The organism is Paracoccaceae bacterium, from assembly GCA_019454225.1.
Taxonomy (GTDB): Bacteria; Pseudomonadota; Alphaproteobacteria; order Rhodobacterales; family Rhodobacteraceae.
In genome coordinates, this window is record CP075370.1 from 742,994 (window position 1) to 768,450 (window position 25,457).

The 25,457-nt window shown below is 66.9% G+C and carries 24 protein-coding genes; 18 read left to right on the forward strand and 6 right to left on the reverse strand.

Going from position 1 to position 25,457, the window contains the following annotated elements; genetic code table 11:
- Positions 1-14: 14 nt before the first annotated feature.
- The 8 genes from KF887_03550 (at position 15) to KF887_03585 (ending at position 8,895) form a co-directional block, all read left to right on the forward strand.
- Positions 15-749, forward strand: coding sequence for an ABC transporter ATP-binding protein (locus KF887_03550; protein ID QYK42216.1), 735 nt, complete (start codon positions 15-17; stop codon positions 747-749).
- The gene (locus KF887_03555; protein ID QYK42217.1) at positions 746-1,597 is read left to right on the forward strand and encodes an ABC transporter permease subunit; all 852 of its coding nucleotides are present in this window, start codon (positions 746-748) and stop codon (positions 1,595-1,597) included. Before KF887_03550 ends, KF887_03555 begins: the two co-directional genes overlap by 4 nt.
- Entirely contained in the window at positions 1,594-2,934 is a 1,341-nt protein-coding gene (locus KF887_03560) for a hypothetical protein (protein ID QYK42218.1), read from the forward strand. Before KF887_03555 ends, KF887_03560 begins: the two co-directional genes overlap by 4 nt.
- Before the next feature lie 40 nt (positions 2,935-2,974).
- A complete protein-coding gene (gene ugpC / locus KF887_03565; protein QYK42219.1) occupies positions 2,975-4,039 on the forward strand; it encodes a sn-glycerol-3-phosphate ABC transporter ATP-binding protein UgpC in 1,065 nt (354 codons plus the stop codon).
- A 25-nt stretch (positions 4,040-4,064) separates the two neighbouring features.
- Positions 4,065-4,823, forward strand: a complete 759-nt coding sequence (locus tag KF887_03570; protein ID QYK42220.1) for an SDR family NAD(P)-dependent oxidoreductase — start codon at positions 4,065-4,067, stop codon at positions 4,821-4,823.
- Between the two features lie 86 nt (positions 4,824-4,909).
- Positions 4,910-6,370 (forward strand): aldehyde dehydrogenase family protein, encoded by a 1,461-nt coding sequence (locus tag KF887_03575; protein ID QYK42221.1) that lies wholly within the window; start codon positions 4,910-4,912, stop codon positions 6,368-6,370.
- A gap of 47 nt (positions 6,371-6,417) precedes the next feature.
- On the forward strand, positions 6,418-8,217 hold the full coding sequence (locus tag KF887_03580) for a thiamine pyrophosphate-binding protein (protein QYK42222.1): 1,800 nt from the start codon (positions 6,418-6,420) through the stop codon (positions 8,215-8,217).
- A gap of 66 nt (positions 8,218-8,283) precedes the next feature.
- On the forward strand, positions 8,284-8,895 hold the full coding sequence (locus tag KF887_03585) for a 4-carboxy-4-hydroxy-2-oxoadipate aldolase/oxaloacetate decarboxylase (GenBank protein QYK42223.1): 612 nt from the start codon (positions 8,284-8,286) through the stop codon (positions 8,893-8,895).
- Positions 8,896-8,913: 18 nt separating this feature from the next.
- Here KF887_03585 and KF887_03590 read toward each other — a convergent pair whose 3' ends face one another.
- Complete coding sequence (locus KF887_03590; GenBank protein ID QYK42224.1) at positions 8,914-9,774, reverse strand: LysR family transcriptional regulator; 861 nt, start codon at positions 9,772-9,774, stop codon at positions 8,914-8,916.
- 95 nt (positions 9,775-9,869) lie between these two features.
- Here KF887_03590 and KF887_03595 point away from each other — a divergent pair, with 95 nt between their 5' ends.
- From KF887_03595 to KF887_03605, 3 genes are read left to right on the forward strand one after another with little or no spacing between them, the layout of a single operon-like run.
- Positions 9,870-10,655: an SDR family oxidoreductase gene (locus tag KF887_03595; protein ID QYK42225.1), complete on the forward strand. Its 786-nt coding sequence runs from the start codon at positions 9,870-9,872 to the stop codon at positions 10,653-10,655.
- A gap of 56 nt (positions 10,656-10,711) precedes the next feature.
- Positions 10,712-11,422, forward strand: coding sequence for a ribonuclease activity regulator RraA (locus KF887_03600; protein QYK42226.1), 711 nt, complete (start codon positions 10,712-10,714; stop codon positions 11,420-11,422).
- A gap of 3 nt (positions 11,423-11,425) precedes the next feature.
- Entirely contained in the window at positions 11,426-12,367 is a 942-nt protein-coding gene (locus KF887_03605) for a dihydrodipicolinate synthase family protein (GenBank protein ID QYK42227.1), read from the forward strand.
- A 41-nt stretch (positions 12,368-12,408) separates the two neighbouring features.
- On the opposite strand, the gene KF887_03610 is transcribed toward KF887_03605, so the two are convergent.
- Positions 12,409-13,665, reverse strand: a complete 1,257-nt coding sequence (locus KF887_03610) for an MFS transporter (protein QYK42228.1) — start codon at positions 13,663-13,665, stop codon at positions 12,409-12,411.
- A gap of 296 nt (positions 13,666-13,961) precedes the next feature.
- Here KF887_03610 and KF887_03615 point away from each other — a divergent pair, with 296 nt between their 5' ends.
- The 6 genes from KF887_03615 (at position 13,962) to KF887_03640 (ending at position 20,295) form a co-directional block, all read left to right on the forward strand.
- The gene (locus KF887_03615) at positions 13,962-14,564 is read left to right on the forward strand and encodes a glutathione S-transferase N-terminal domain-containing protein (protein QYK42229.1); all 603 of its coding nucleotides are present in this window, start codon (positions 13,962-13,964) and stop codon (positions 14,562-14,564) included.
- 170 nt (positions 14,565-14,734) lie between these two features.
- Entirely contained in the window at positions 14,735-15,379 is a 645-nt protein-coding gene (locus KF887_03620) for a GntR family transcriptional regulator (GenBank protein ID QYK42230.1), read from the forward strand.
- A gap of 16 nt (positions 15,380-15,395) precedes the next feature.
- Positions 15,396-16,754, forward strand: coding sequence for an MmgE/PrpD family protein (locus KF887_03625; protein ID QYK42231.1), 1,359 nt, complete (start codon positions 15,396-15,398; stop codon positions 16,752-16,754).
- A gap of 11 nt (positions 16,755-16,765) precedes the next feature.
- Entirely contained in the window at positions 16,766-18,142 is a 1,377-nt protein-coding gene (locus tag KF887_03630; GenBank protein QYK42232.1) for an MmgE/PrpD family protein, read from the forward strand.
- A gap of 31 nt (positions 18,143-18,173) precedes the next feature.
- A complete protein-coding gene (locus KF887_03635) occupies positions 18,174-19,058 on the forward strand; it encodes an SMP-30/gluconolactonase/LRE family protein (protein ID QYK42233.1) in 885 nt (294 codons plus the stop codon).
- A 73-nt stretch (positions 19,059-19,131) separates the two neighbouring features.
- Positions 19,132-20,295 carry a Gfo/Idh/MocA family oxidoreductase gene (locus KF887_03640; GenBank protein QYK42234.1) on the forward strand — a complete coding sequence of 388 codons (1,164 nt, stop codon included), beginning with the start codon at positions 19,132-19,134 and terminating at the stop codon, positions 20,293-20,295.
- Positions 20,296-20,327: 32 nt separating this feature from the next.
- On the opposite strand, the gene KF887_03645 is transcribed toward KF887_03640, so the two are convergent.
- Complete coding sequence (locus KF887_03645; GenBank protein ID QYK42235.1) at positions 20,328-21,710, reverse strand: amidase; 1,383 nt, start codon at positions 21,708-21,710, stop codon at positions 20,328-20,330.
- Between the two features lie 155 nt (positions 21,711-21,865).
- Between KF887_03645 and KF887_03650 the strand changes: the two genes are divergently transcribed.
- A complete protein-coding gene (locus tag KF887_03650) occupies positions 21,866-22,558 on the forward strand; it encodes a hypothetical protein (protein QYK42236.1) in 693 nt (230 codons plus the stop codon).
- 229 nt (positions 22,559-22,787) lie between these two features.
- On the opposite strand, the gene KF887_03655 is transcribed toward KF887_03650, so the two are convergent.
- The 3 genes from KF887_03655 to ppk2 form a co-directional block, all read right to left on the reverse strand.
- Positions 22,788-23,837 (reverse strand): permease, encoded by a 1,050-nt coding sequence (locus KF887_03655; protein ID QYK42237.1) that lies wholly within the window; start codon positions 23,835-23,837, stop codon positions 22,788-22,790.
- A gap of 55 nt (positions 23,838-23,892) precedes the next feature.
- Positions 23,893-24,210, reverse strand: a complete 318-nt coding sequence (locus KF887_03660; GenBank protein ID QYK42238.1) for a winged helix-turn-helix transcriptional regulator — start codon at positions 24,208-24,210, stop codon at positions 23,893-23,895.
- Between the two features lie 302 nt (positions 24,211-24,512).
- On the reverse strand, positions 24,513-25,433 hold the full coding sequence (gene ppk2, locus KF887_03665) for a polyphosphate kinase 2 (protein QYK42239.1): 921 nt from the start codon (positions 25,431-25,433) through the stop codon (positions 24,513-24,515).
- Positions 25,434-25,457: the final 24 nt, after the last annotated feature.

Below are 25,457 nucleotides of genomic sequence, written 5' to 3' on the forward strand. Positions count from 1 at the left end.
AGGGGGGCGCAACCGTGATCGAGATCGAGGGCCTGACCAAGCGTTTCGGCGCACGCGTCGCGGTGAACCGGCTTTCGCTGACGGTGAACGCGGGTGAGGTCTACGGCTTTCTCGGTGCCAACGGCGCGGGCAAGACCACGACGATCCGGATGCTGCTTGGCATTCTGGCCCCTGACGAGGGCGAATTGCGCGTTTGCGGCCGCCCGGTCCGGCGAGGTGACCGGGACGGCAGGATGCTGGTCGGTGCCGTGGGCGAGACCCAGCATCTTTACAGCGACATGACCTGCGGCGAGTACCTGATGTTCTTTGCCGCGCTCTACGGGCTGCGCAACGCGGCTGGCCGCGTTGACGAGGTGCTGGCGGATGTCGGCCTGTCGGATCGCTGGTCGGACAAGGCGCAGGATCTTTCCAAGGGCCTTCAGCAGAAACTGGGGCTGGCCCGCGCGATGCTGCACGATCCGCCGGTCCTGCTGCTGGACGAACCGGTATCGGGCCTTGATCCGCATGGCGTGCGTGAGGTGCGCGAGATCATCTGCCGAGAGCGTGACAAGGGACGGCTTGTCTTTATTTCGTCGCACATCCTGGCCGAGATCTCGCTGGTCGCCGACCGCGTGGGCATCATGCAGCGTGGCCATCTGGTCTATGCCGATACGGTGGCTGGCGCGGTGGCCAAGTATTCCACGCTGGAACAGGCCTTTGTCGCGGTGACCCGGTACGAAGGCGCGCTGCTGGACGCGGCCGCGGAATGACCGTGCGCGTGCCCCATGTTCCGGCGCTGAACACGATCGCCACCCTCGCCCGGCGCGAGGCGCGGGCGGCCCTGTCGGGGTTCGGGGTCTATGTCGCGACGTCGATAGCCCTGGTCGCGGCAATCTGGCTGCTGCTGATCGACGTGCGGGCGCTGCGGGTTGCGAGGCTGCTGATACCGGCCGATCCCTACCGCGCGCCGCTGGATGTCGCGCTTCTGGTTCTGGCATTCTACTTCGCGGTCAGTGCTGCGGTATCCACAGCGCGCGACCGGGAATCCGGCACGCTGGAAGTGCTGTTCTTCGGGCCCGTGGACGAGATCACCTATTGCCTGGGCAAGGTTCTGGGGCTGCTTGCGGCATATGCCCTCATGATGCCGCTTCTGGCGCTGTCGCTCGTGGCGCTGTCCTTGCTTTCGGGCTTCGCATTGCCCGGTTCGCTGGCGGCCAGCCTTGTGTTTTCACTGATACCGGCGGCGATGGTGCTGAGCCTGGGATTGATCCTTTCGATCGGTACGCGGCGGGTCCGTTCGGCCGTGCTGATCCTTGGCGGTGTGGCGCTGCTGCTGCTGGGCGGGACGGCCGCCTATTCGATCGTGCTGCTGGTGCCCATCGACAATCCGTCGAGCCCGGTCGTCGCCCTGCGTGACGTGCTGGCGACGGTGAATGCCGTGCTGCGCTGGGTGTCGCCCTTCGCCTATCTGCAGCGCATCGTTGCCGAGGGCGTGGCCATCGGGGCCTGGCGCAACGCGGCGGTGGGCGCGGGGTTCGCGCTGGCCGCATCGGGTGTGATGATCGTGCTGGCCGCACGGTGGCTGCGCTGGCGCGGCGTGCAGAGGGCGGGCGAATGACCGCCCTGCGATCATTCCTGCGGCGGTTCATGGCCCTGGCGCTGCTGGCGCTGGCCCCGCCTGTGGCGGCGCAGGAGCGGCAGGTCGTGTACTGGCCGCTTGTGACGGATGGCCTGGAATACCGTCGCGTGGCCTATCCTGCCGAGGCGGGCGATCTCGTGATCATGGCCGACACGACGGTGGTGCTGGAGGCGCGCGCGGCCGCGGTGTCCTGGTGGCCGATCACGCGCGAATACCTCAGCGACGTGTCGCGGTCTGCGCCGGTGATCGAGGGCACGCTCGAGATCCTGGATGCGGCGGGCCGCGTCGTTCCGGTTGCGCCCGAACCCTATCTGGTCTGGCATCCCGACGGCGTGGGCGCGGGCCGTGCCGAAATCGTGCGGGGCGCCCAGGCGGCAGAGGTCTACGAGACCTATGTGCTCAACGGGCGTGCGGCAGCCGAGGCCGCTCAGCTGCATCAACGGCTTGTGGCCGAGCACCATGCGGCCGTCGAGGCCTGGCTGAAGCTGGCGGCCCGCAAGCCTGCGCAACTGCCACCTCCGCCGCCGGAATTCACCGTCGCCGAACCCGAACCCTATCACGCCTATGCGACAGCACCCGAAACCGCGACCATCGTGGCGCTGCCGGCGGGAAGCTACACGCTGCGCATGCGTGACGCGGCGGGCGGGGTGATTGCCGGCAGCGAAAGGCGGCTGGTCAGCTTTGCTGCGCGGTCGGCTGGCGTCGGCTACGTGGTGCGGCCGGGCGACCGCTGGACGCAGCCTGCGATCAGCTTCAGCCCGCAGGAAACCATCTACACCACCGGGCGCAGCGCATTGTACATCCAGCCCGTGCCGGTGGCCGAATTCGGGGCGCAGCACTTCGCCCGCCTGTTCCAGCCGCAGTCGGTCGAGCAGGCTGACCCCTTCCTGTCGATATGGGTTCCACAAGGCGTGGAACTGGCCAGCAGCCCGCAGGCCGAACTGGTGCTTTGGGATGGCGGCGATCGGCTGCAATCGCTGCCGACCACCGGGTTCCGCGTGGTGCAACGCCCGGGTGTGGCCCGCGGCTATGTGATCGAGGAATTCGAGCCTGCTGCCGGGGTGATGGTGAAGCCGGACTTCTTCGCCATGGAGATACCGCAGGGTGTTGCCCCCACATCCATCAGCCTGATCGCGGCCGATGCCCTGCCTGCCAGCGAACGGCGTGTGCGGCAGGTCGATCCGCCTGCCGATCACGTGCTGTTCCTGCCTGCGCTTCTGCCGATCCTTATCGGCGTGCTGTTCCACCTGCGCAGGCGCCGCCACAGGCCGAACCGCATCCCGGCCCCACCCATACCCCGCGCAGGCGCCGCGTGACGCATGCCTGCCCGCCCCTGAAATTCAGATTGGAGGAAAGATGGCTTCGGTAGAAATTCGCGATGTCCGTAAGGCCTACGGTGCGCTGGAAGTCATCCACGGGCTGACCTTCGACATCGAGGAAGGCCAGTTCGTGATCCTGGTCGGCCCGTCCGGCTGCGGCAAGTCCACGCTTCTGCGGATGATTGCGGGTCTCGAGGATGTAACGTCCGGCGAGATCCGCATCGGCGACCGTGTGGTCAATGACGTGGCGCCGAAGGACCGCGACATTGCCATGGTGTTCCAGAACTATGCGCTCTACCCGCATATGACGGTGCGCGACAACATGGCGTTCTCGCTGAAACTCAAGGGTGCGTCGCGCGCCGAGATCGAGGCGCGCGTGAAGCCTGCGGCCGAAATCCTGGGCCTCACCGAACTGCTTGACCGACAGCCCCGCGCGCTTTCAGGCGGGCAGCGGCAGCGGGTTGCGATGGGTCGGGCGATCGTGCGTGACCCGCAGGTGTTCCTGTTCGACGAACCGCTGTCGAACCTCGACGCCAAGCTTCGGGTGGCCATGCGCGCCGAGGTCAAGGAACTGCACCAACGGTTGCGCACCACGACGGTCTATGTGACGCATGACCAGATCGAGGCCATGACCATGGCCGACAAGATCGTCGTCATGCATGCTGGCGTGATCGAACAGATCGGCACTCCGCTGGAGCTCTACGACCAGCCGAACAACCTGTTCGTCGCCAGCTTCATCGGCTCGCCCTCGATGAACTTCATCAATGGCACGCTGCATGCCGATGGCGAGCCGCATGTCCGCACGGCCGGGGGCACGCGGCTGCCGATCTCTGGCAAACCACGGGCAGTCGACGGGCAGCCGGTGATCTATGGCGTGCGGCCGGAGCATTTCCTGCTGTCGGATGCCGGCGTCGAGGTCGAGGTGATCGTTCTGGAACCCACCGGATCGGAAACCCAGGCGCAGTTGCGGCTGGACGGGCAGGAGATAACCGGCGTGTTCCGCGAACGTCTGAACGTGCGGCCGGGCGGCAAGATCCGCGTGCTGCCGCAGGCGCATCTTGCGCACCTGTTCGACCCCAAGACCAGCCAGAGGCTGACATGAGGTTCCGGATGGCAGGACGGTTCGCGTGACACGCCAGACCATAGCCATCACCGGGGCGACGTCAGGCTTTGGCCTTGAATTGGCGCGGATGTTTGCGGCCCGGGGTTCCGCCCTTGTGCTGATCGGGCGGCGGCAGGATCGGCTCGACGCGCTGGTGGCCGAATTCGGTGCGCAGAACGCGCATGCCCTGTGCTGCGATGTCCGCGATGCGTCGGGCTATGCGGCCGCCCTGGGCGACCTGCCTTCGGCGTTTCACGATGTGGATGTGCTGATCAACAACGCGGGCATCGGACTTGGCCGGGACAGGGCGCAGGAGGCTGCGCTGGGCGACTGGTTGGCGATGCTAGAGACCAATGTCACCGGGCTGATCGCCGGGACCCAAGCGCTCTTGCCGGGAATGGTGCGGCGGAACCGGGGGCACATCGTCAACATCGGGTCGATTGCCGCACAGTTTCCGACGCCACGCAATGCGATCTATGCAGGGACGAAGGCATTTGCGCGCCAGTTCGCGCTCTGTCTGCGGGCCGACCTGTTCGGGACCATGGTCCGGGTGACGACCGTGGAGCCCGGTCAGGGTGGCGACACCGAGTTCACCCTGGTCCGCGAACGCGGCGATGAGGTGCGGGCGAACAGCATGTATGGCCCAAGCCGCCTTCTGACGCCGCGTGACGTGGCCGAAACAGTGCTGTGGGTGGTGGATCGGCCCGCGCATGTGAATGTGAACCTGATCCAGTTCATGTCGGTGGACCAATCCTTCGGCCCACTGGTCTTTACCGGAAAATGACCGACCGGGACCACGAATTCCTCTATGTTTTCACGATCCGGTCTGTATGCTAGAATACTGAAAATGTCCGACCGCAGGCTTCCGACATGACGGCTTCATCCCCCAAGGCAACCCATCCGGCTCTTGCCGAACCCGTCCGGGTTCCGATGCTGATCAATGGCGAATGGGTATTCGGCAGTGCCGAGTACGACGTTTCGGACCCCTATCGCGGGGGTCCGGTCTCGCGCGCCCCGCAGACAACGCCGGATGAGCTGGACCGCGCCATTGCAGCGGCCCACGCCGCCCGTTCCGCTGCGGCCGCGATGGCCGGCCATGTCCGTGCCGAGATCCTGCACCGCGCGGGCGACATCCTGTCGAAGCGCGCGGATGCGATCGCCGAGGTCATGACGCGCGAGACCGGCAAGGCGATCCGCGACTGCCGCGCCGAAGTCGAGCGGTCGCGCGACACCCTGCGCCTGTCGGCGGAAGAGGCAGTCCGCATCCAGGGCGAACATGTGCCGCTGGATGCAACGGCCATGGGCGCCGGCAAGATCGCCATGATGCTGCGCTTTCCTGTCGGGGTGATCGCCGCCATCACGCCCTTCAACGCGCCGTTCAACCTGGCTGCGCACAAGGTGGCCCCGGCCTTCGCCTCCGGCAACACCGTGGTTCTGAAACCGCCCCCGCAGGCGCCGCGCACGGTGCACATGCTGGCCGAGATCATGGTGGATGCCGGCCTTCCGCCCGGTTTTCTGAATGTCGTCTACGGGCATTCGGCCGGGCCGCTGATGGTGCGCGACCCACGCGTGGACTTCATCACCTTCACCGGCTCCGGCAAGGTCGGGGAAGAGATCAAGGCCGCCTCGGGCCTGCGGCGGGTGGCACTGGAACTGGGCGGCACTGGCCAGACGATCATCCACGAGGATGCAGACATCGCGGCTGCGGCGCCGGTCTGCGCACGCAACGCGATGCGGCTGGCGGGACAAAGCTGCGCCTCGGTGCAGAACATCTATGTGCACGACAGTCGCCACGACGAATTCGTGGCGCGGATGGCCGCCGAGGTCGCCAAACTGAAGACCGGCGATCCGCTCGACCCCGAGACCGACGTCGGCACCCTGATTGACGAGAATGCCGCCTGCCGCGTGGAATCCTGGGCAGAGCAGGCCGTTGCCATGGGCGCGCGTCGGCTGACGGGGGGAATGCGCCGCGGCGCGCAGCTTGATCCGACGCTTCTGGTTGACGTGACACCCGCGATGCAGGTGGTCAACAGCGAGGTTTTCGGCCCCTTGGCAACCGTGCAGCGTTTCACCGACATCGAAGCGGTGTTCGATCTGGTGTCGGATGTGCCGCTTGGCCTGCAGTGCGGAATCTACACGCGCTCGCTGGCCGTCGCGATGCGCGCGGCGCGTCGGATGCGCAGCGGCGCGGTCATCATCAACGGCACTTCCACGTGGCGCACCGACCAGATGCCTTACGGCGGCGTCAAGGGCAGCGGGATCGGTCGCGAGGGGCCGCATTACGCCATCCGCGAAATGACCGAGGAACGGCTGATCGTCTTCAACCTCTAGGAGGCCGCCACGCCGGCCGCGAAATCCCACAACCGAACGGGGAACACATGAACACCAACACGCTCAACGGCGGACAGGTCATCGTCGACTACCTGATCCAGGAAAAGGTGCCCTACGCCTTCGGCCTGTGCGGACACGGAAACATCGGCTTCATCGACGCGCTTTATGAACGCTCGGCGGAGATCAAGACGATCTCGGTTCACCATGAGGCTGTCAGCGGGTTCATGGCGGATGTCTTCTACCGTGTGTCGGGCCAGCCCACGGCCACCTTCACCTCCTGTGGGCCCGGATCGGCGAACATGCCGATCTGCCTGGCCAATGCCTTCCTCGATTCCGTTCCGTTCCTGGCGATCACCGGCAATGTGCCCACAACCCAGTTCAACAAGGGCGCATTCCAGGAACTCTATCGCCACTACCAGGCCGATTTTCCCTCGACCGTGAAGGCCGTCTGCAAGCGTGTGTTCCAGCCCACGCGGGGCGAGATGGTGCCGACCGCCGTGCGCCAGGCATGGAAGACGATGGTGACCGGGCGGCCGGGGCCGGTGGTGCTGGATGTGCCCTTCGACATCTTCAAGGAATCCGCCACCTCCGAACCGCCGCAGGCGATCGACTGGAGCGCGAACATTTCGCCCAGGTTCGGCGCCGATCCGGATGGCGTGGTCAAGGCGGTGGACATGCTGCTTGCCGCCGAAAAGCCGGTGATCATGGTGGGGCAGGACGTGAAATACGCCCGCGCCACGCGGGCGCTGGTGGAATTGGCGGAGCGGCTGCAAATTCCGGTGGCGTTTTCCGCCAGCGGTCAGGGTGCCATCGACAGTGAACATCCGCTGTGCCTCGGGCTGGTGGCGCGCAATGGCCACTATCAGGCAAACCACGCGACCCGTCAGGCCGATGTCCTGCTGGCGATTGGCGTTCAGTTCGACGACCGCACGTCAAGCTCCTGGATTCCTGGCTATTCCTTCACCATCCCGCCGACGCGGCTGATCCATGTCGATATCGACCCCGAGGAAATCGGGCGCAACTATCCGGTTGCGCTGGGACTCATGGCCGAACCGGCGACCTTCCTGCGGCAGTTGCATGAAGAACTTGACCGCCGCCCCGACGGCCGCGGCGAGACCCCGGCGCGCCGCAAGTGGCTGGACCAGATCGACGGCTACCGCAAGGAGTGGAACGCGCTGATCGCGCCCGGTTTCCTGGACGATTCAAGCCCGATCCACCCGCAGCGCGCCGCCTACGAGATCGACCGTGCCCTGCCGCCCGATGCCATTCTGGTCAGCGACATCGGCATCCACCACAACTGGCTGATCCAGTACTGCCGTCCGCGCGGGCCGGAGTCGCTGATCGGATCGATGGGGTTCGGGCCGATGGGGTTTGGCGTGGCGGGCGTTCTGGGGGCCAAGCTGGCCGCTCCCCACCGGCCTTGCGTGTCCGTCTGTGGCGACGGAGCCTTCTACATGTATCCCAACGTTCTCAGCACCGCGGTCGAGTACAACATCCCGGCCGTCTGGGTGGTCTGGAACAACTTCGCCTATGCCTCGATCCGGGGTCTGCAGCGCGGCTATCTGGGCGGGCGAGAGCTTGCGACCGATTTCCGCCATCCGGAAACCGGCCAGCCGTACAACCCGGACTTCGCTGCCATGGCGCGCTCGGCTGGCGTCGAGGCCGTGACCATCGACCGTGCCGCCGACCTTGGCGATGCGATCCGCCACGCGATCTCGACCAACCGCCCCTACCTGATCGACGCATTCATCGGCGCCGACCAGAACCCCGGCGGTGCGGGCGTGTGGGAACTGCCCGGACTGGGCGTCGGAAAGCCGATCATCGGGTCGCGCTATGTGCCAGGATAGGGGCGGGCAGTCATCGGACAGGGGATCACCGACATGCCGGATACCAGACCACGCCCGCCGGCCAGCATGATCCTGGCGCTGGGGGCGTTCCAGACCGCCACGCTGCACGAGGCGTTGGGCAGGACCGGCGCGATGCCGCATGCCATCAAGCCGATCTACCCCGGCATGCGGCTTGCAGGCCCTGCCCTGACTGTCTCCTGCCCGCCCGGCGACAACCTGACCATTCATGCGGCCATCGAGCATGCCCGGCCCGGTGACGTCATGGTGGTGGATTTCAACGGCGAACTGGAGGCCGGGCCGTTCGGCGACATCCTTGCCACCGCCTGCATGGCACGCGGGATCACGGGGCTTGTCATCGACGGCTGCGTGCGCGACGGGACCGGCCTGCGCGACTTGGGATTTCCCGTCTTCGCGCGCGGGCTGAACATGAAGGGCACGACCAAGACCGCCTTTGGCACGCTGGGCCAGCCGATCGTCTGCGCGGGGGTGCAGGTCGCGCCGGGCGATATCGTGATCGGCGATGACGACGGTGTTGTCGTTGTGCCGGCCGATCGCGCCGCCGAGATCCTGATGGCAGCCGAGAAGCGCGACAGCGACGAAGAGATCAAGCGCCAGCACCTGCGCGAGGGCGCCCTGACCGTCGACCTGCTGGGGTTGCGCCGGTATCTGCCGCAATGAACTTCTGCCGCCGTCCGGTCAGGGCAGCGACGCCCGGATCAGCACATCCAGAAGCCGCGCCCGGGGCGTGCGCGTCAGCCAAACCAGAACAATGTCGCGCGTGAACCTCGCGTCGCCCAGCGGCATCTTCACAAGCGGCGCGGTCACGGGCCATGGCTGGCTCCAGTCCGGAACCAGCGAGACGCCAAGGCCCAGGCCCACCATCACCGCGATGGCGTCAAGGGCATCCAGCTCAAACCGTTCGTTCGGTTCGATGCCGTGACTGCGCAGGAAATCATTGGCCAGCCGCCCGCCCCAGTTCTTCCGGTCATAGCGGATGAAAGGTTGTGTGCGCAGCAGCGTGAAAGGGTCCTGCCCTGCGAAGGCCTGCGGCGCAAGCACGATCAGCTCCTCGCTGCGCAACGTCTTGACCGAAAGCGCCTTCGGCAGGCTGAACTGCGGCTTCACCATCACCGCCGCGTCCAGGGTTCCATCGGCAACCCTGCCGTAGAGGTCGGCCGAGGTGGCCGGTTCCAGGTAGAAATCCAGATCCGGATAGCTGTCGAGCAGCCGCTTCAGTATCTCGGGCATCACACCGGTTAATGCCGTGCCGATCGCCCCGATCCGCAGCTCTCCTGCAATGCGGTTGTCGGTGGCAATCGACTTGATATCGCGCACCTCTCCCAGAAAGCCGCGCGCGCGTTCGAGGATTGCCATTCCCGCCGCCGTGGGACGAACCACCCGACCCGAGCGCGCGATCAGCGCTGTTCCGATCTCTGCCTCGAGCGCGCGAAGCCGCTGGGCCACCGCGGCCGATGTGATGTTCAGCCGTCGTGCCGCTTCGGCGAGCGAGCCATGATCGACTACGGCGACGAACGTTTCCAGGAATCGGGTGTCCATACCAAAGCATATGTCACTCGTGAATAAACAAGAAGACAGTTTTCTTGATGTTTAGCAGGGCATAAATCTGAAACGGCAACACATGGGAACACGCCGTGGATCTTGGATTGAACAACCGCACCGCTCTTGTCCTGGGGGCCGGGGGCGGCCTTGGCGGCGCGATTGCCGCGACGCTGGCTGCCGAGGGTGCAAAGGTCGCCGTGGCGGATCTGGACGGCGCGGCGGCGGCGCGGACGGTGGCCGCCATTGCGGCCAGGGGTGGTCAGGCCATCGCAATGACCTGGGATCTCGCGGACCTCGCGTCAATCGACGGCCATGTCGCGCGGGTCGAGGCAGAACTGGGGCCCGTCGACGTCTTGGTCAACAACACCGGCGGCCCGCCGCCCACGCCTGTTGCGGGGCAGGATCCGACCCTGTGGTCAAGGCATTTCGAGGCGATGGTGCTTTCCGTCATCGCGATCACCGACCGCGTGCTGCCCGGGATGCGGGCGCGGAAGTGGGGCCGGATCATCACCTCCACATCGTCGGGCGTCGTTGCCCCGATCCCGAACCTCGGGCTGTCGAATGCCCTGCGGCTGTCGCTGGTCGGCTGGTCCAAGACGCTCGCGAAAGAGGTGGGCGGCGACGGCATCACGGCCAACATCGTGCTGCCCGGCCGCATCGCGACGCCGCGCATCAGCTTTCTTGACGAGCAGAAGGCAAAGCGCGAAGGCCGCACGGTCGAGGATGTCTCGCGCGAAAGCACCGCTGCGATCCCCGTCGGCCGCTATGGGAACCCCCAGGAATACGGCGATGTGGTGGCTTTCCTTGCCAGCGAACGCGCCTCCTATATCACGGGCAGCGTCATCCGCATTGATGGCGGGTTGATCCCCAGCATCTGATCCCGCACACCGGCCGGCCCCGCGCGGCCGGTACCAACAAGGACGAAGGACCGACCATGGCACTGACGCAAGAGGCCAAAGAAATTCTCAGCCAGGTTTCGACCGCCACGCTGACCACGATCTTGCTGAAGAAGGGCCTGCGCAACGTCTGGATGCGTGGCACCCGGCCGATTGCTCCGGGGCAGCCCCGCATCGTCGGCCCCGCCTTCACCTTGCGTTTCGTTCCTGCGCGCGAAGACCTGGCCACGCCTGCGTCATGGGCGTCGCCGATCTCGACCCGCGCCGCGATCGAGGCGATGCCCGAGGGTTGCATCGCGGTGGCCGATGCGATGGGTGTGACGGATGCCGGGATCTTCGGCGACATCCTTTGCGCCCGCATGGTCAAGCGTGGCGTGGCCGGCTTGGTGACCGATGGCGTGATGCGCGATCTGGCAGGGGTTCTGGGAACTGGCCTGCCGGTGTGGTGCGACGGTGTCGCAGCCCCCCCTTCCGTCGCCGGCCTTACCTTCGTCGGGTGGCAGGAGCCGATTGGCTGCGGCGGCGTCGCCGTGTTTCCGGATGACATCGTCGTGGTTGATGCCGACGGCGCCGTGCTGATCCCGCAGGCCTATCTGGATCAGGTGTTGGCCGAGGCGCCCGAGCAGGAGGCGATGGAGGCCTGGATCATGACCGAGGTCGAGAACGGCGTGCCCCTGCCGGGCCTCTATCCGATGAACGATGCGACCAGGGCGCGCTATACCGCCGCCAAGACCCGTTCGGGGAACTGAGGCATGAAACTCGATCACACGGCCCGTGGCGTCTATGTCATCGCCGCCACGCCGTTCACGCCCGACGGCGGGCTTGATCTCGACTCGCTCGACAGCCTGACGGATTTCTACCTGGCGTGCGGCGCCACCGGGCTGACGATCCTTGGCATACTGGGCGAGGCGCAAAAGCTTGAACCCGAGGAATCGCTGACCGTCGTCCGCAGGGTCGTCGCCCGCGCGCGCGGCATTCCCGTCGTGGTGGGCGCGTCGGCCCCGGGTTTTGCCGCGATGCGTCGCATCGCGCGCGAGTCGATGGATCTGGGCGCGGCAGGGGTGATGATCGCGCCGCCGAACACGCTGCGGATGGATGACCAGATCGTCGGCTATTACGCCCAGGCCGTCAGGGCGATTGGCGAAGATGTGCCGGTCTGCGTGCAGGATCACCCGCTGGCGACCAATGTCCAGATGTCGAACGCCGTGATCCGGCGAATCCTGACCGATCACGACAGTTGCGTGATGCTGAAGCACGAAGACTGGCCGGGCCTCGAAAAGATCAGCGCCCTTCGTGACATGCAGGCACGGGGCGAACTGAAGCCGGTTTCGATCCTGTGCGGCAACGGCGGCGTGTTCCTGGATTTCGAGATGGATCGCGGCGCCGATGGTGCGATGACCGGCTATGCCTTCCCCGACATGCTGGCCGATCTGGTCCGTCTGGCGCAGGCCGGGAACCGCGACGCGGCGCATGACCTGTTCGACGCACACCTGCCGCTGCTGCGCTATGAGCAGCAGCCGGGCGTCGGCCTTGCCGCCCGGAAATACGTGCTGTGGCGGCGTGGCGCGATCCGCCATGACACCCAGCGCATGCCTGGCTCGGCGCTTTCCGCAAAGGCCCGGGCCGAGGTCGATTACCTGCTGGCCCGGCTGGCCCTGCACGACCCGCGTGCGCGGCTGCCCGTGCCGGGCTGATGCCACGCCTGTCAGGTGGCGGCACCGAGGGCCGCCCGCCGTCAACGCAAGGATGGGGGTCCCAGATGCCGCGTGCGGCGCAATCCCGGAAACCAGTGCAGCCACAGGCCCGCGACCGCGACGGTGCCTATGCCGCCCACCAGCACGGCGGGCACCGCGCCGATCAGCGCGGCCGAAGTGCCGGCCCGGAACGCACCGAGTTCATTCGACGCCCCCACAAAGACCTGATTGACCGCGTTGACACGTCCGCGCAGCGTGTCCGGCGTCCAGACCTGCACCAGCGTGTTGCGGACGAACACGCTGACCATGTCACAGCCGCCCATCAGCACCAGTGCCAGAACCGAGATCCAGACGGTTTCGGACAGGGCGAAGATCGCCGTGAAGGTGCCGAACCCTGCGACGGCCGCGAACATGATCAGCCCGGCGTGATCGCGGATCGGGTTCGCCATCAGATAGAATCCGACCGCTATCGCGCCGATGGCGGGCCCCGCCTTGAGCAGGCCAAGGCCGGTCGGCCCGACATCCAGCACGTCGAGCGCGTAGACCGGCAGAAGCGCGACGGCACCGCCCAGAAGCACCGCAAACAGGTCAAGCGTGATGGCGCCCAGCACCACCTTCTCGGTCCAGATATAACGGAATCCCGCGCTCAGCGTTTCCCAGGTGGGATATCCTGCGGTGCCGATGCGCCGCGGCAGGTGGATGAGCAGGACCAGCCCGCCCGCCGCAAACAGCAGGGCCATGGCCAACCCGTATGCCAGTTCCGGCCGGATCGCGTACAGCAGCCCGCCCGCAACGGGGCCGGCGATGGTGGCGAACTGTCCGGCGGTCACGCTCAGCGTGATGGCGTTGGGGACATGCTGGTCCGGCACGAGGTTGGGCACGATCGACTGCCGGGCCGGATTGTAGAAGGCGCGCGCCGTGCCAAGCGCGACAAGGATCATGAAGACCGGCCAAAGGTCGCGCGTCCCGCTGACGGTGAAAAGCAGCAGGCCGAGCGCACAGGCGCATTCCGCGAACAGGCAGACGGCAAGGATGGTGCGGCGCGAAAAGCGGTCGGACACCGCCCCGGTGACCAGCACCAGAAGCAGCGCGGGCAAGAACTGCGACAGGCCCACAAAACCCAGGTTCAGCGGGTCGCGCGTCATGTCATAGATCTGCCAGCCAATCGCAACAGTCTGTATCTGAACAGAAAAACCGGCAAACAACAGGGCCAGCCAGTAAAACAGGAAACCTCTGCTGCGAAACGACGCCAGACTGCCACCGTCGTTCACGTTCCGCTCTCCGCCTTCCCTGGTCATCCGCGGTGCCACCCTGCCATGGGGCGGCACGGGGCCGACGCGCAGCGGCATCTCGCGCCGGGGCGCCGTGCGGTGCGGTCATCTGTCCGCATGAGCATCGCGATGGCTGCAGCTGTGCTGCCCGGGCTTCGCGGTGTCGGTGCTGCCCCGGACAATGGAACAGGGCGCGGAAGCTTGACCCCGATCATCGCGCAGACTGCCGGAGCATGGTGCAAACCCACTAATTGTTTGACATACTGGCATACTAGTGATCAAGTCTTCCCGCTGTCAACAACATGAAATCTGTCGGAGGTCGCATGCGGCTCTACATGTCTGAGGCGTCGCCATTCGCGCGCAAGGTCAGGTTCGCCGCCATCGAGCGTGGCCTCGATGACCGTATCGAGCGCGTCCTTCTGAACCCGCATGACCGCGCTCCGGAACTCGTTGGCGCCAACCCGCTCAGCAAGGTTCCCACGCTCGTGGCCGATGACGGCAGCGTTCACTGCGACAGCCTGGCGATCTGCATCTATCTTGACACGCTGGGAAACCTGCCGCCGCTCGTGCCGCTTGGCGGTGTCTACGGTCTGACCGTCCTGCAGCGCCATGTCCAGGCCAACGGCCTGCTTGACGCGTCGGTGACGCGGCGCATGGAAACGCTCAAGTCGCCCGTTCCGGACCGCCTTGAATGGATGGAACGCCAGAAGCAGACGGTCCACCGCGTGCTGGATCGGTTCGAGCAGACGATTGGTGAGTTCGGGCATGTCGTTGCCATCGACACGATCACCCTGGCCTGTGGCCTGGCATACCTCGACTTCCGATTTCCCGATGACGGCTGGCGTGCCGGTCGGCCCAGGCTGGCCGCCTGGCTGGCCGAGATCGAGACACGCCCCGGCATGAATCTGACGCGGTTTCCGTCTTGACCACCCTGCCGACATCCCGCGCGCCCGCGCCGGATCGTCGGCGCGCCCCGCTGATTAGCCTTTGCGCCAAACGACGGCTTTCCTGTAGCTTGCATACAGTCAGGCAACGTCATGTGAGGTGTCAAATGATGGGTTTTCAGCGACCGAAGTCGCTTTCCGAGGAAGTGACGATGCGTCTGCGCACCGAGATCGTCGATGGCCATCTTCAACTGGGCGATGCGCTGTCGGAATCGATGGTGGCCGCGCGCTACGGCGTCAGCCGGACCCCGGTGCGCGAGGCATTTGCCTTCCTCGGGCTCGAGGGTCTGGTGCGGACCGAACCGCAGCAGGGAACCTATGTGTTCACCATCACCCGCGCACAGTTCAACCAGTTGAGCGAGACCCGCTCGATCCTCGAATGCGCGGCCTTCCGGCTGTCGATCGAACGCAACCGAAAGATGCTGCTGCGCAAGTGGCGGCGCATCGTCAAGTCGATGCAGGCGGCCATGGAACGCGGCGACGGGCTTGCATACTGCCAGCTTGACGGCGAGTTCCATCACCAGCTCTTCGCGCTGGCCGACAATCCGCATCTGCTGGAGGCGACGCAATCCTTCGCCACCAAGATCGCCACGGTGCGCAACCGCCTGGGGTCCAACCCCGAGCACATGAAACACTCCTTCAGCGAGCACGAGAACCTTCTGCGGCTGCTTGAGGACGACAAGGTCAATTCCGCCGTGGAGCTGCTGGATCACCACATCCGCTTCAAGGGGGAAACCTTCTGGGCGGCGGCAAGCGGGCAGATATCCAGCCTCGCCGACCAGCGCAGCCAAACCTGAGAGGAGCCTTCGTCCAGTGACAGCGCAGCCAACCAAGGATCTTGCGGCGTTCTTCGCGGGAATGACCCGCGAAGGCATCCCGCCGATCGTTCGCGAACAGGTGACCGACATCATCCTCGACACGGTCGCGAGTGCGATCGCCGGGCGGCTGGGCGACGAAACCGGGCAGATCGAGACGCTGGCCTCTGCCGTGGGCGGCCCCGCCACCTCCACGGTGATCGCGGGCCCGGCGAACTCGCTCGCGGGGGCGACACTGGTGAACGGCTATCAGGTCACCGCGGTGACCGTCTGCGACATCCATCGCCCGACGCTCTGTCACGTCACGCCCGAGGTCATCCCCCCCGCCCTTGCCTACGCCGAGGCGCATCATTGCAGCGGCCGCGATTTCCTGGTGGCGGTGACCGCCGGGCTCGAGTCCGTGGTGCGCGTGGGCACCGGCATGAACTATCCGGCCATGCGGGCGAACGGCTGGCATTCGCCGGGCGTGATCGGACCTTTCGGGGGCGCGGCGGCGGTCGGTCGCCTGATGGGCCTCGACGCCGCGCGGATGCAGAACGCGCTGTCGCTGGCCGGCACGCAATCGGCCGGAACATTCGCCCATTGGGGCACGCCGACCATCAAGTTCCACCAGTCGCGCGGTGCCCTGTCCGGCCTGATGGCGGCGCTGCTGGCGCAAACCGGATTCAAGGCCGGACCAGAGGTGCTGACGGCGGCCCATGGCGGGTTGTTCCACCTCTACTCGGATGGCGGGAACCCGGCCGCCGCCGTCGCGGGGCTGGGTGAAACCTGGATGCTCGACACGATCTCGCTGCGCCTCTGGCCTGCGGCAAGCTCGATCCAGTCGGTGATCACCGCGATGTTCGCACTCATCGAGGCGCATGACCTGACCCCCGATCAGGTCGATCAGGTCGAGGTCGGCCTGTCCAAGACCGTCCATGACATGCACGGCACCCTGCCCTGGGACAACAAGTTCAGGGCGCTGCTGTCCACCCCCTATGTGGTGGGCGTCGTGCTGCATGATCGTGCCTGCTGGTTCGAACAGTTCCGCCCGGAACGGATCACCGATCCCGATCTTGACGCCTTCATCCGCGCCCGGGTCCGCGTCGGCATCGACGAGACGGTCAAGGGCACGGGCGCTGCCGTGACCATCCGCACCAGGGACGGCAGGTCCCTGACCGACCGGCGCGACCATCCGCGTGGCGACGCCGCCGACCGGCTGACCCGGGCCGAGATCGTCGACAAGTTCCGCCGCTCTGCCACGGGACTGCTGAGCCATGACAACACCGAACGCGCCATCGCGATGCTGATCGACATCGAGAACCTGCCCGACATGGCCGAACTTTGCGCCGTGCTTGCCGCACCGAAGAGCGCCTGAAGGAGATGACCGTGGAGCAGACATCGACCGAGATACTCGCCCACTTTGCCGCCGGTTTCGCCCCCGCCGACCTGCCCGCCTCGGCCCGCGACGCCGCGCGCAACCTGCTGCTCGACAGCGTCGCCTGCGCGCTTGCGGCCGATTTCGGCGACGAAACCGCCGTCTATGCGGGCTTTGCCCGCGCTGCGGGCGGCACCGGCAGCAGCACGGTCATCGGCAGCGGGGAACGCCTGTCGCCGCTCGGCGCATCGCTTCTGAACGCCTATCAGATCACGGCCGCAACGGTCTGCGATACCTATGTGCCCGCGCATGTGCACATAACCCCCGAAATCGTTCCCCCGGCACTGGCGCTCGCGGAACGCGACGGGGCCAGCGGCCAGGCGCTGCTGGCGGCCATCGCGGTCGGGTCCGAGGTGGCGGTTCGCGTGGCGGCGGGTATCAACTATGCCGTCGCGGGCCCGCGCGGCTGGCACATGCCGGGCATCGTCGGCCCCTTCGGCGCGGCCGCCGCCGTGGGGCGCCTGCTGGGGCTGACACCGCTCCAGATGCGCAACGCGATGGGCCTCGCCGGCAGCCAGTCGGCCGGAACCTGGGCTTCCTGGGGCACCCCGACGGTGAAATTCCACCAGTCGCGCGGCGCGGGGTCCGGCCTGATGGCGGGCCTTCTGGCGCAGACGGGTTTCACCGCGTCGGCCGACATCCTGACGCACAAGGACGGCGGGATCCTGAACGCCTATTCCGATGGCGGACACCCCGGGGCAATCACCCGGAACCTCGGCCATGACTGGGAGTTCGAAGAAATCGCCCTGCGCATCTGGCCGGGCGGCACACCCCTGCAACCCACGCTGACAGCGGCCTTCGATCTGGTCAGGTCGGCCCAGCCGGATTTCGGCGCGATCGCAAGGGTGACGATGGAGGTTTCGCCCGATGTGCACGAGGCGCACGCGCGCTTCGTGCAGCCGAAAGGCACGTTCGAGGCGCTGCTGTCCTTCCACTTCGCCGTCGCCTCGGCGCTGCGCGACCGCAGTTTCTGGCTGACCTCGCTGTCGCCGGCGGCCGTGGGTGACGCCGCCATGGTCCGCTTCATGGCGGACCAGATGCAGATCGTCGCCAATCCCGCGATCACCCGGCAGACCAGCATCGTCACGCTTGACATGACCGACGGTCGCCGCCTGACCGCCCGTGCCGATGCGGCAAAGGGAACCCGCGGGAATCCCGCGACCATCGAGGATCTCCGGGGCAAGTTCCACCACTGCGCTGCCGGTCGCCTGTCGGCCGGGGATGCATCGGACCTGCTGGACATCATCGTCGGCATCGAGGACCAGGCGGATCTTTCGCGCTTCTTCTCGCTGCTGCGCAAGCCCGGCACCCGCCGGGCCGCAGCATGACGCCCCGAACCTGAACATCGAGGAACACAGCATGAGCATCGACGTCCGCGACCCCCGCTTCACCTCCATCGTCAGCAAGGATGCGGTGATGGAACAGCTTGGCACCGGGTTCGACTTTACCGAGGGCCCGGTCTGGCATCCCCACGAAAAGCACGTGATCTTCAGCGACATGCCGGGCGACCACATGCGCAAGTGGACCGCTGCCGAAGGCATCACGACATTCCGCAAGCCCTGCTACATGTCGAACGGCAATACCTATGACCGCCAGGGCCGGCTCGTCACCTGCGAGCATGCGTCCAGCAGGGTCACGCGCACCGAACCGGACGGCACCATCGTCACTCTGGCCTCGCACTGGCAGGGCAAGGAACTGAACAGCCCCAACGACATCGTCGTGCGCAGCGATGGCGGCATCTTCTTTTCCGATCCGGATTTCGGCCGCCGACCCTATTTCGGCATCCCGCGCGAAAAGGAACTGGCGTTCCAGGGCGTGTACCACCTGACCAGGGATGGCGAACTGATCCTGCTGGTGGACGACTTCGCGCAACCCAACGGGCTCTGCTTCTCGCTCGACGAAAAGACGCTCTACATCAACGACACACCGCGCCGGCATATCCGCAGCTTCAAGGTCGAGGGCGACCGGATCAGCGGCGGCGACATCTGGGCCGAACTCGGCGGTGTCGAGGGCGAGCGCACCCCCGACGGGATGAAGATCGACACGCAGGGCAATGTCTATTGTGTCGGACCGGGCGGCATCCATGTGTTCAGCCCCCAGGCAGAACGGCTGGGCGTGATCCTCGTGCCCGAGAACACCGCCAACTTCTGCTGGGGCGAGGACGACCTGAAGTCGCTGTTCATCACCGCGTCCAAATCGCTCTACCGCATCCGCGTCGAGGTGCCGGGCCTGGCGACGTTCTGATCGGTCGCCCGCGGCGGGCACGGTTCAACACAGCCCCGCCCCGGAAGCGGGCGGGGGCAGAAGGGGTGTGCGCATGGCCACGCGGACCATCGGTGTGATCCTTGATGGCGTGACGGGTCGCCTGGGGACGCAGCAGCATCTGGTCGCCTCGGTCCTGGCCATCGCCCGCGACGGTGGCCTGCGTCTTGCCGATGGCACCGCGCTGGTACCGGTGCCGGTGCTGCTGGGCCGCGACGCGGGAAAACTGCGCGCCCTTTCCGCCGCGCATGGCGGTCTGCGCTGGACGACGGATCGCGCCGCCGCTCTCGCCGACCCTGACAGCCAAATCTACTTTGACGCCTCTGCGACCGGCGGACGGCATGACCGCCTGATGCAGGCGCTTCGTGCGGGCAAGCATGTCTACACGGAAAAGCCGGTCGCATCCTCGGCGGGGCAGGCACTGGACGTTGCCCGGCAGGCGGACCGTGCGGGCCTGCGCCACGGCGTCGTGCAGGACAAGCTGTTCCTGCCCGGGATGCGCAAGCTGGCCGCGTTGCGGCAGTCGGGGTTCTTCGGTCGTATCCACGCGGCCAGGCTCGATTTCGGCTTCTGGGTGTTCGACGGCGACATTCAGCGCACGCAGCGGTCAAGCTGGAACTACAAGCGCGCCGAAGGCGGCGGCATCGTGCTGGATATGTTCACGCACTGGCGCTATCTGACGGACACGCTGATCGGCCGGATGCGCGCGGTGTCCTGCGTGATGGCCACGCGCACTCCCCGCCGCCGCGACGAGAACGGCCAGCCCTACGACGTTGACGTGGAAGACCAGGTTCTGGCCACGGTCGAACTGGACGGCGGCGCCTTCATGCAGATCTCGAACTCCTGGGCAACCCGGGTGCGGCTGGACGACACGCTGCAGATCCAGGTGGATGGCTCGGCCGGATCTGCCGTCGTCGGGGTGCACGACTGCTGGATTCAGCCTGCCGCCGCAACACCGCTGACCACCTGGCACATCGAGGACCGCACCCGCCACAGCACCGACCTGCGCGACCACTGGCAACGTCTGCCCGATGTCGAACCGGTCCGGAACGGCTATCGCGCGGGGTGGGAGATGTTCCTGCGCCACGTTGCCGAGGGCGCACCCTTTTCCGCGACGCTGGCCGAAGGGGCGAAAGCGCTGCAACTGATCGACGCCTGCTACCTCAGTGCCCGCGAAAGACGCTGGATCGACCTGCCTGCGGGGGATGCCGCGCCGTGACCGGCCTGCGCGGCACCGCCCGTTGCGCGGACCTACCGCGCGAAGGCGCGAACATCGGGCAGCGGCGGGCGCCCGATCACCCGCTCGACCGCACAGGCCATCGCCATCAGGTCCGCGTCGCGGCCCGGGGCGGCGACGATCTGCAGGCCCACGGGCAGTTTCGTCCCCGGCAGGGGCAGCGATACCGCGCATTGCCCGAACAGGTTGGCGGGCTGGGTGTTGCGCGTGATGCCCATGGTCAGTTGCAGGCCACGTTCCGGATCGGTGAAATCCTCGACCTTCGGCGCGGTGATCATGGTCGTGGGCAGGACCCAGCCGTCCAGCCCGGCCATCCGATCCTGCATGATCCCCACAAGCGCCTTATGCCGGGCAAGCCCGGCGTGATAGGCCTGCATGTCGGCCCCGATGGCGCGGGCCAGCCGGGTGGCGACCACCGGGTCCAGCCGGTCGCGTTCCGCCTCGAACCGTGCCAGGCCAAAACGCTCCATGAGTTCGACGGCAAAGGTCAGCGGAAAGATCGTCTCGCGCTCGGCCGCCTCGGGCACCGCAACCTCGGTGATCGTGACGCCGTGCTGCATCAGCCGCGCGACTGCGGTCTCGAAGGCATCGGAGACCTCGGCATCGATCGGCCCGGCATATCCGGTCGGACGCGCCAGCCGCAGGGTCGATACATCGCGCGTGGCGGGCAGTCCGGCGCCCTGCAACGCCACGAACACCGCCCCGGCATCCCCTGCCGTGCGGGTCAGCAACCCGATCGAGTCGAAGCTGGGTGCCAGCGGCACGACGCCGTCGAGCGGCCACAGGCCATGCGTGGTCTTCAGCCCGAAGATACCGCACAGCGCCGCCGGGTTGCGCACCGATCCGCCGGTATCCGATCCGATCGCAAAGGCCGCCAGCCCGGCCGCGACCGCAACGGCGGGGCCGCTGCTCGACCCGCCCGGAATGCGGTGCACCGCCGCGTCGGCGGGGTTCCAGGGCGTGCCCTGTACCAGATTGATACCGGTGGCGCCGAATGCGAACTCCACGGTGCGCGCCTTGCCGAGTATAACCGCGCCCGTGGCCCGCAGCCTGCGGACAAACGGGCCCTCGGCACCGCAAAGACCGGTCACATCGACCAGCGAACCGCCGGTCGTCGGCATGCCGTCGACCGCCAGCAGATCCTTCACCGCAACCGGCACCCCGCCCAGCGGCCCGGGATCGCGCCCGGCGGCAATCGCCGCGTCGACGGCGCGGGCGGTCGCCATCGCCTGATCCCCGGCCACATGCTCATAGGCCCCCAATGCCGGATCAAGCCGCGCGATGCGGTCCAGATAGGCCCGGGTGACCCGTTCTGCCGTCGTCCGGCCGCTGCGGATGGCCTGCGCCAGCCCGGCGATATCCTGCCCCTCCATCGGATCGTCGGGAAGTCCCGTCATGCCCTGCTCCTGTGCGTCCTGCCTGCCGTCCGACCTGTATGCCACGACGCCGGGAAAAGCCAGAACGCCGGGCATCCCCGCCGCGAAAAGTCCGGTCCGGACCGGGCCGGATACTGCCTGACATACAGCCCACCACCCCGAGAGGAGATGCGTCAGTGACCAATCCCCGCGCCATGCTTTTCATTCTGGCGGGCGTCCGCCCCGAGTTCGAGGACGAGTTCAACCTCTGGTATGACCGCGAACACCTGCCCGACCGGGTAACGGTGCCCGGCTTCATCACCGCGCGCCGCCACGCCGCCGCGGAAGGCGCGCTGTGGCCCTATCTGGCGCTGTACGAGACCGCCGACATCTCGGTCTTTTCCAGTGCGCCCTACAAGGAGCGGCTGGCCAACCAGTCCGACTGGTCGCGCCGCATGCTGCCGGTCTTCGTCGATCCGCAGCGCAACATCGCCCTGCGTCGCGCGCAGGTCGGCGAAGGCATCGGCTCGTCGACCATCCTCGCCGCCCTGCGCCCCGCCGAGGGGCAGGAGGATGCGCTGGTCTCCGCATTCTCACGCAGCGCCACGGAACTGCGCGAAAACGATCCTTCGGTGGTCGCCGTCGGGCTCTATGCCAGCGACCCGGTCCTGTCGCGCCCGGTGGCCGAATACCCGCCGGTCGCCGCCTCTCCGGTCCGGGGCAGCGACTGGTTTGTGATGGCAGACATCATCGGCAATGCCGGCGGTGCCGGGCTTGACGCGGCACTGGCGGCGCTGCCTCTCGCGGAACCTCCCGTCATGATCGGGCGCTACATCTTCCGCTCGTCGGTCTCCGCCAGCGACATGGCCACCGACGCGCCGCCGCTCTGACCGCTTGCGCAGTCGCGGCGCTGCGATGTCGGCCCGCAGCGGCCCCGCCAGGGCGATGTGCGGTTCGGAGCGGGGGACTGCCGGGGATCGTTCAGGCTGCCGTGCCGAGGGGCGTCAGCGCCGCGATGAGTGTTGTCCAGCCCGCCGACGCATCCATGCGGCGTCGCGATCCCCGCCGGGACGAGCAGAGGCCCGGTCAGCGGGGGCATGACGGTGACCGTCAGCAGCCTCATGCCATGCTCCAGAGCTGGAACAACAGCCCCGACGCGAAGGCCCCGGTCAGCGACAGGCCGATGTAGAGGGCAAAGACCTGCGGCCGCGCCAGCGCCCAGACCGCCATCGCCGCCGGGATCGAGGTGACGCCACCGGCGACAAGAAAGGCCATGCCGGCGCCCGGCGCCATGCCCTGATCGATCAGCCCGCCGACCAGCGGCAGCGCCGCATACCCGTTCAGGTAGGCCGGCACCCCGACCAGCGTCGCCGTCACGATCGGCAGCAGCCCCTCGCCGCCGAGCGCGGCGGTCACGGTCTCCGCCGGGATCCAGGCCAGCATCAGGCTTTCCAGAATGAAGGCCAGCACCAGCCATTTGGCCAGGAACAGGGTCGTGGTCAGCGCCGTCCTGCCGAACTTGGCGCGGCGGTCCGCGTCGGTCCAGAATCGCCAGATGACGGGCTTGGGCGCCCGGATCCTGGCGCCCCCGCAACCGCCATTGCCGATCCCCTCGCGCAGCGGATCGGCGAAGGCCCCGCCCTTCATCATCAGGTGCACCACCGTGCCGCCGAACAGGCCCAGCCCGATGGCGGCAAGCGTCTTGGCCACCGCGAACTCAAGGTCCAGAACACCCGCCGTCAGCACGAACATCGACGGGTCCATGATCGGCGATGCCAGCCAGAACGCCATCACCGCCGACAGCGGCACACCCATCGCCAGCAGCGCGGCGATCAGCGGGATCACCCCGCAGGAACAGAAGGGCGAGATGCCGCCCGCCAGCGCCCCCAGCCCGATCATCAGCAGCGGTGCGCCGGTGAACGCCTTGGCGATCAGGTTGTCGGCGCCGGTTGCATTGGCCCAGGCCGCGATGGCGATGGACAGGATCAGGAACGGCGCCGTGCCAAGCAGCGCCCGGCCCGCGAAGAGTGCCGAGTCGACGGCCTGGGGCGCATCGAACACCGCCAGCGCCGCAAGGATCAGCACCGAGACCAGCCAGACGCGCTGGTCCTGCCACAGATGGCGCAGCGCGGACCGAAGGCCGGGTGTCGGAAGGGTTGTGACAGTCATCACCAAATCTCCGGAATTGCGGTTGTTTCAGGGCAAGAAAAAAGCGGCGGTCTTGTCATGCGGCATCCTCCGACGGCCGCAGGGCGACACCGGCGCAGCATTCGGCGGTCAGGAACCCGACAAGGCCGCGCATCACGGGAAAGTCGACCCGGTTGAACACCTCGCGGCCCTGCTTGGCCTGCACCACAAGCCCCGCATCCACCAGCGCCGACAGATGATGGGCGAGCGTCGACGGCGCGAGGCCCAGATGATCGCCGATATCGCCGACCCGCAGCCCCTCGTCCCCGGCCCTGACGAGCAGGCGAAAGATCGACAGGCGGGCATCGTGGCCAAGGGCGGCAAGCGCGCGGGCGTTGGGGCTGGTTGTGGTCATGGCGTCAAAATAACCACAATTCCGGTTTTGTAAATGATTCCTTCTCCGGTCGGCCGGCGAAAGGCATCCGGGTGGCAGCACGGGTCGCGGCCGCTCCCCGCACCGGGTCCGGCGAAGGAAAGGTCTGGTGTCAGACCGCGCCATCGGCGGCGCCAGGGTGACGCCCGCCACCCCCGCCGCGCACCCGGCAGCTGTCAGGCGGGTGCCAGACAGATGCCAGACGCGTGCCAGACGCGTGCCAGACGCCGGATGGCAGGAAAATTCCCGCCGATTCCGGGGGTTGCCCAGGCTGCGCGGTGCGGTCAGTACTTCGACGGAACGTAAAGTTCCGGCGGCAGGACGGCCCGTTCATAGTCGGGGTTGAACACCCGGTCAGGCAGGGTGATCTCGTCATGCGGCACCGGGGCATAGGGGATCAGCCCCAGGAAATGGTCGATGCAGTTCAGCCGCGCGCGCTTCTTGTCGTTGCCCTCGACGATGTACCAGGGCGCCTCGGGGATGTTGGTGCGGGCGAACATCTCTTCCTTCGCCTTGGTATAGCCCTCCCACCGGACGCGGCTCTGCAGGTCCATGGGCGACAGCTTCCACTGCTTCATCGGATCGTGGATGCGCATCAGGAACCGCATCTGCTGTTCCGCGTCGGTGATGGAAAACCAATACTTTACAAGGGTTACGCCAGAACGCACCAGCATCCGCTCGAACTCGGGCGCGTCGCGGAAGAACTGTTCCACCTGCGTCTCGTCGGCAAATCCCATCACCCGCTCCACACCGGCCCGGTTATACCAGGACCGGTCGAACAGCACGATCTCGCCGCCGGCCGGCAGATGCGGGACATAGCGCTGGAAATACCACTGCGTGCGCTCGCGGTCGGATGGCGCGGGCAGGGCCACCGTGCGCACCACCCGGGGGTTCAGCCGCTGCGTTATCCGCTTGATCACGCCACCTTTTCCGGCGCTGTCACGGCCCTCGAAGATGATCACGATCTTCTTGCGGTGATGCACCACCCAGTCCTGCAGCTTGATCAGCTCGGACTGAAGCCGGATCAGGTTCGCCAGATAGCTGCGGCGGTCCATCGCATCGGGATGGCTGTCCTTGTAAAGCCTGGAGATCTCGCGCGACAGCGTCGCATCTTCCAGTTCGATCTCGTGGTCCTCGTCCAGCAGGTCGGCCAGCTCGGCCGCCAGCCAGTCGCTCCAGTCCCCGCCGCCTGTCGTCTCGTCCATCGCAGTCCCTCCGGTCATCGTGGC

Bases quoted from the DNA above. Each gene is read 5' to 3' on its own strand.
- KF887_03555 (QYK42217.1), top strand. From the start codon at position 746: ATGACCGTGCGCGTGCCCCATGTTCCGGCGCTGAACACGATCGCCACC.
- KF887_03560 (QYK42218.1), top strand. From the start codon at position 1,594: ATGACCGCCCTGCGATCATTCCTGCGGCGGTTCATGGCCCTGGCGCTG.
- ugpC (QYK42219.1), top strand. From the start codon at position 2,975: ATGGCTTCGGTAGAAATTCGCGATGTCCGTAAGGCCTACGGTGCGCTG.
- KF887_03575 (QYK42221.1), top strand. From the start codon at position 4,910: ATGACGGCTTCATCCCCCAAGGCAACCCATCCGGCTCTTGCCGAACCC.
- KF887_03580 (QYK42222.1), top strand. From the start codon at position 6,418: ATGAACACCAACACGCTCAACGGCGGACAGGTCATCGTCGACTACCTG.
- KF887_03585 (QYK42223.1), top strand. From the start codon at position 8,284: ATGATCCTGGCGCTGGGGGCGTTCCAGACCGCCACGCTGCACGAGGCG.
- KF887_03590 (QYK42224.1), bottom strand. From the start codon at position 9,774: ATGGACACCCGATTCCTGGAAACGTTCGTCGCCGTAGTCGATCATGGC.
- KF887_03600 (QYK42226.1), top strand. From the start codon at position 10,712: ATGGCACTGACGCAAGAGGCCAAAGAAATTCTCAGCCAGGTTTCGACC.
- KF887_03605 (QYK42227.1), top strand. From the start codon at position 11,426: ATGAAACTCGATCACACGGCCCGTGGCGTCTATGTCATCGCCGCCACG.
- KF887_03610 (QYK42228.1), bottom strand. From the start codon at position 13,665: ATGACCAGGGAAGGCGGAGAGCGGAACGTGAACGACGGTGGCAGTCTG.
- KF887_03615 (QYK42229.1), top strand. From the start codon at position 13,962: ATGCGGCTCTACATGTCTGAGGCGTCGCCATTCGCGCGCAAGGTCAGG.
- KF887_03620 (QYK42230.1), top strand. From the start codon at position 14,735: ATGCGTCTGCGCACCGAGATCGTCGATGGCCATCTTCAACTGGGCGAT.
- KF887_03635 (QYK42233.1), top strand. From the start codon at position 18,174: ATGAGCATCGACGTCCGCGACCCCCGCTTCACCTCCATCGTCAGCAAG.
- KF887_03640 (QYK42234.1), top strand. From the start codon at position 19,132: ATGGCCACGCGGACCATCGGTGTGATCCTTGATGGCGTGACGGGTCGC.
- KF887_03645 (QYK42235.1), bottom strand. From the start codon at position 21,710: ATGACGGGACTTCCCGACGATCCGATGGAGGGGCAGGATATCGCCGGG.
- KF887_03655 (QYK42237.1), bottom strand. From the start codon at position 23,837: ATGACTGTCACAACCCTTCCGACACCCGGCCTTCGGTCCGCGCTGCGC.
- KF887_03660 (QYK42238.1), bottom strand. From the start codon at position 24,210: ATGACCACAACCAGCCCCAACGCCCGCGCGCTTGCCGCCCTTGGCCAC.
- ppk2 (QYK42239.1), bottom strand. From the start codon at position 25,433: ATGGACGAGACGACAGGCGGCGGGGACTGGAGCGACTGGCTGGCGGCC.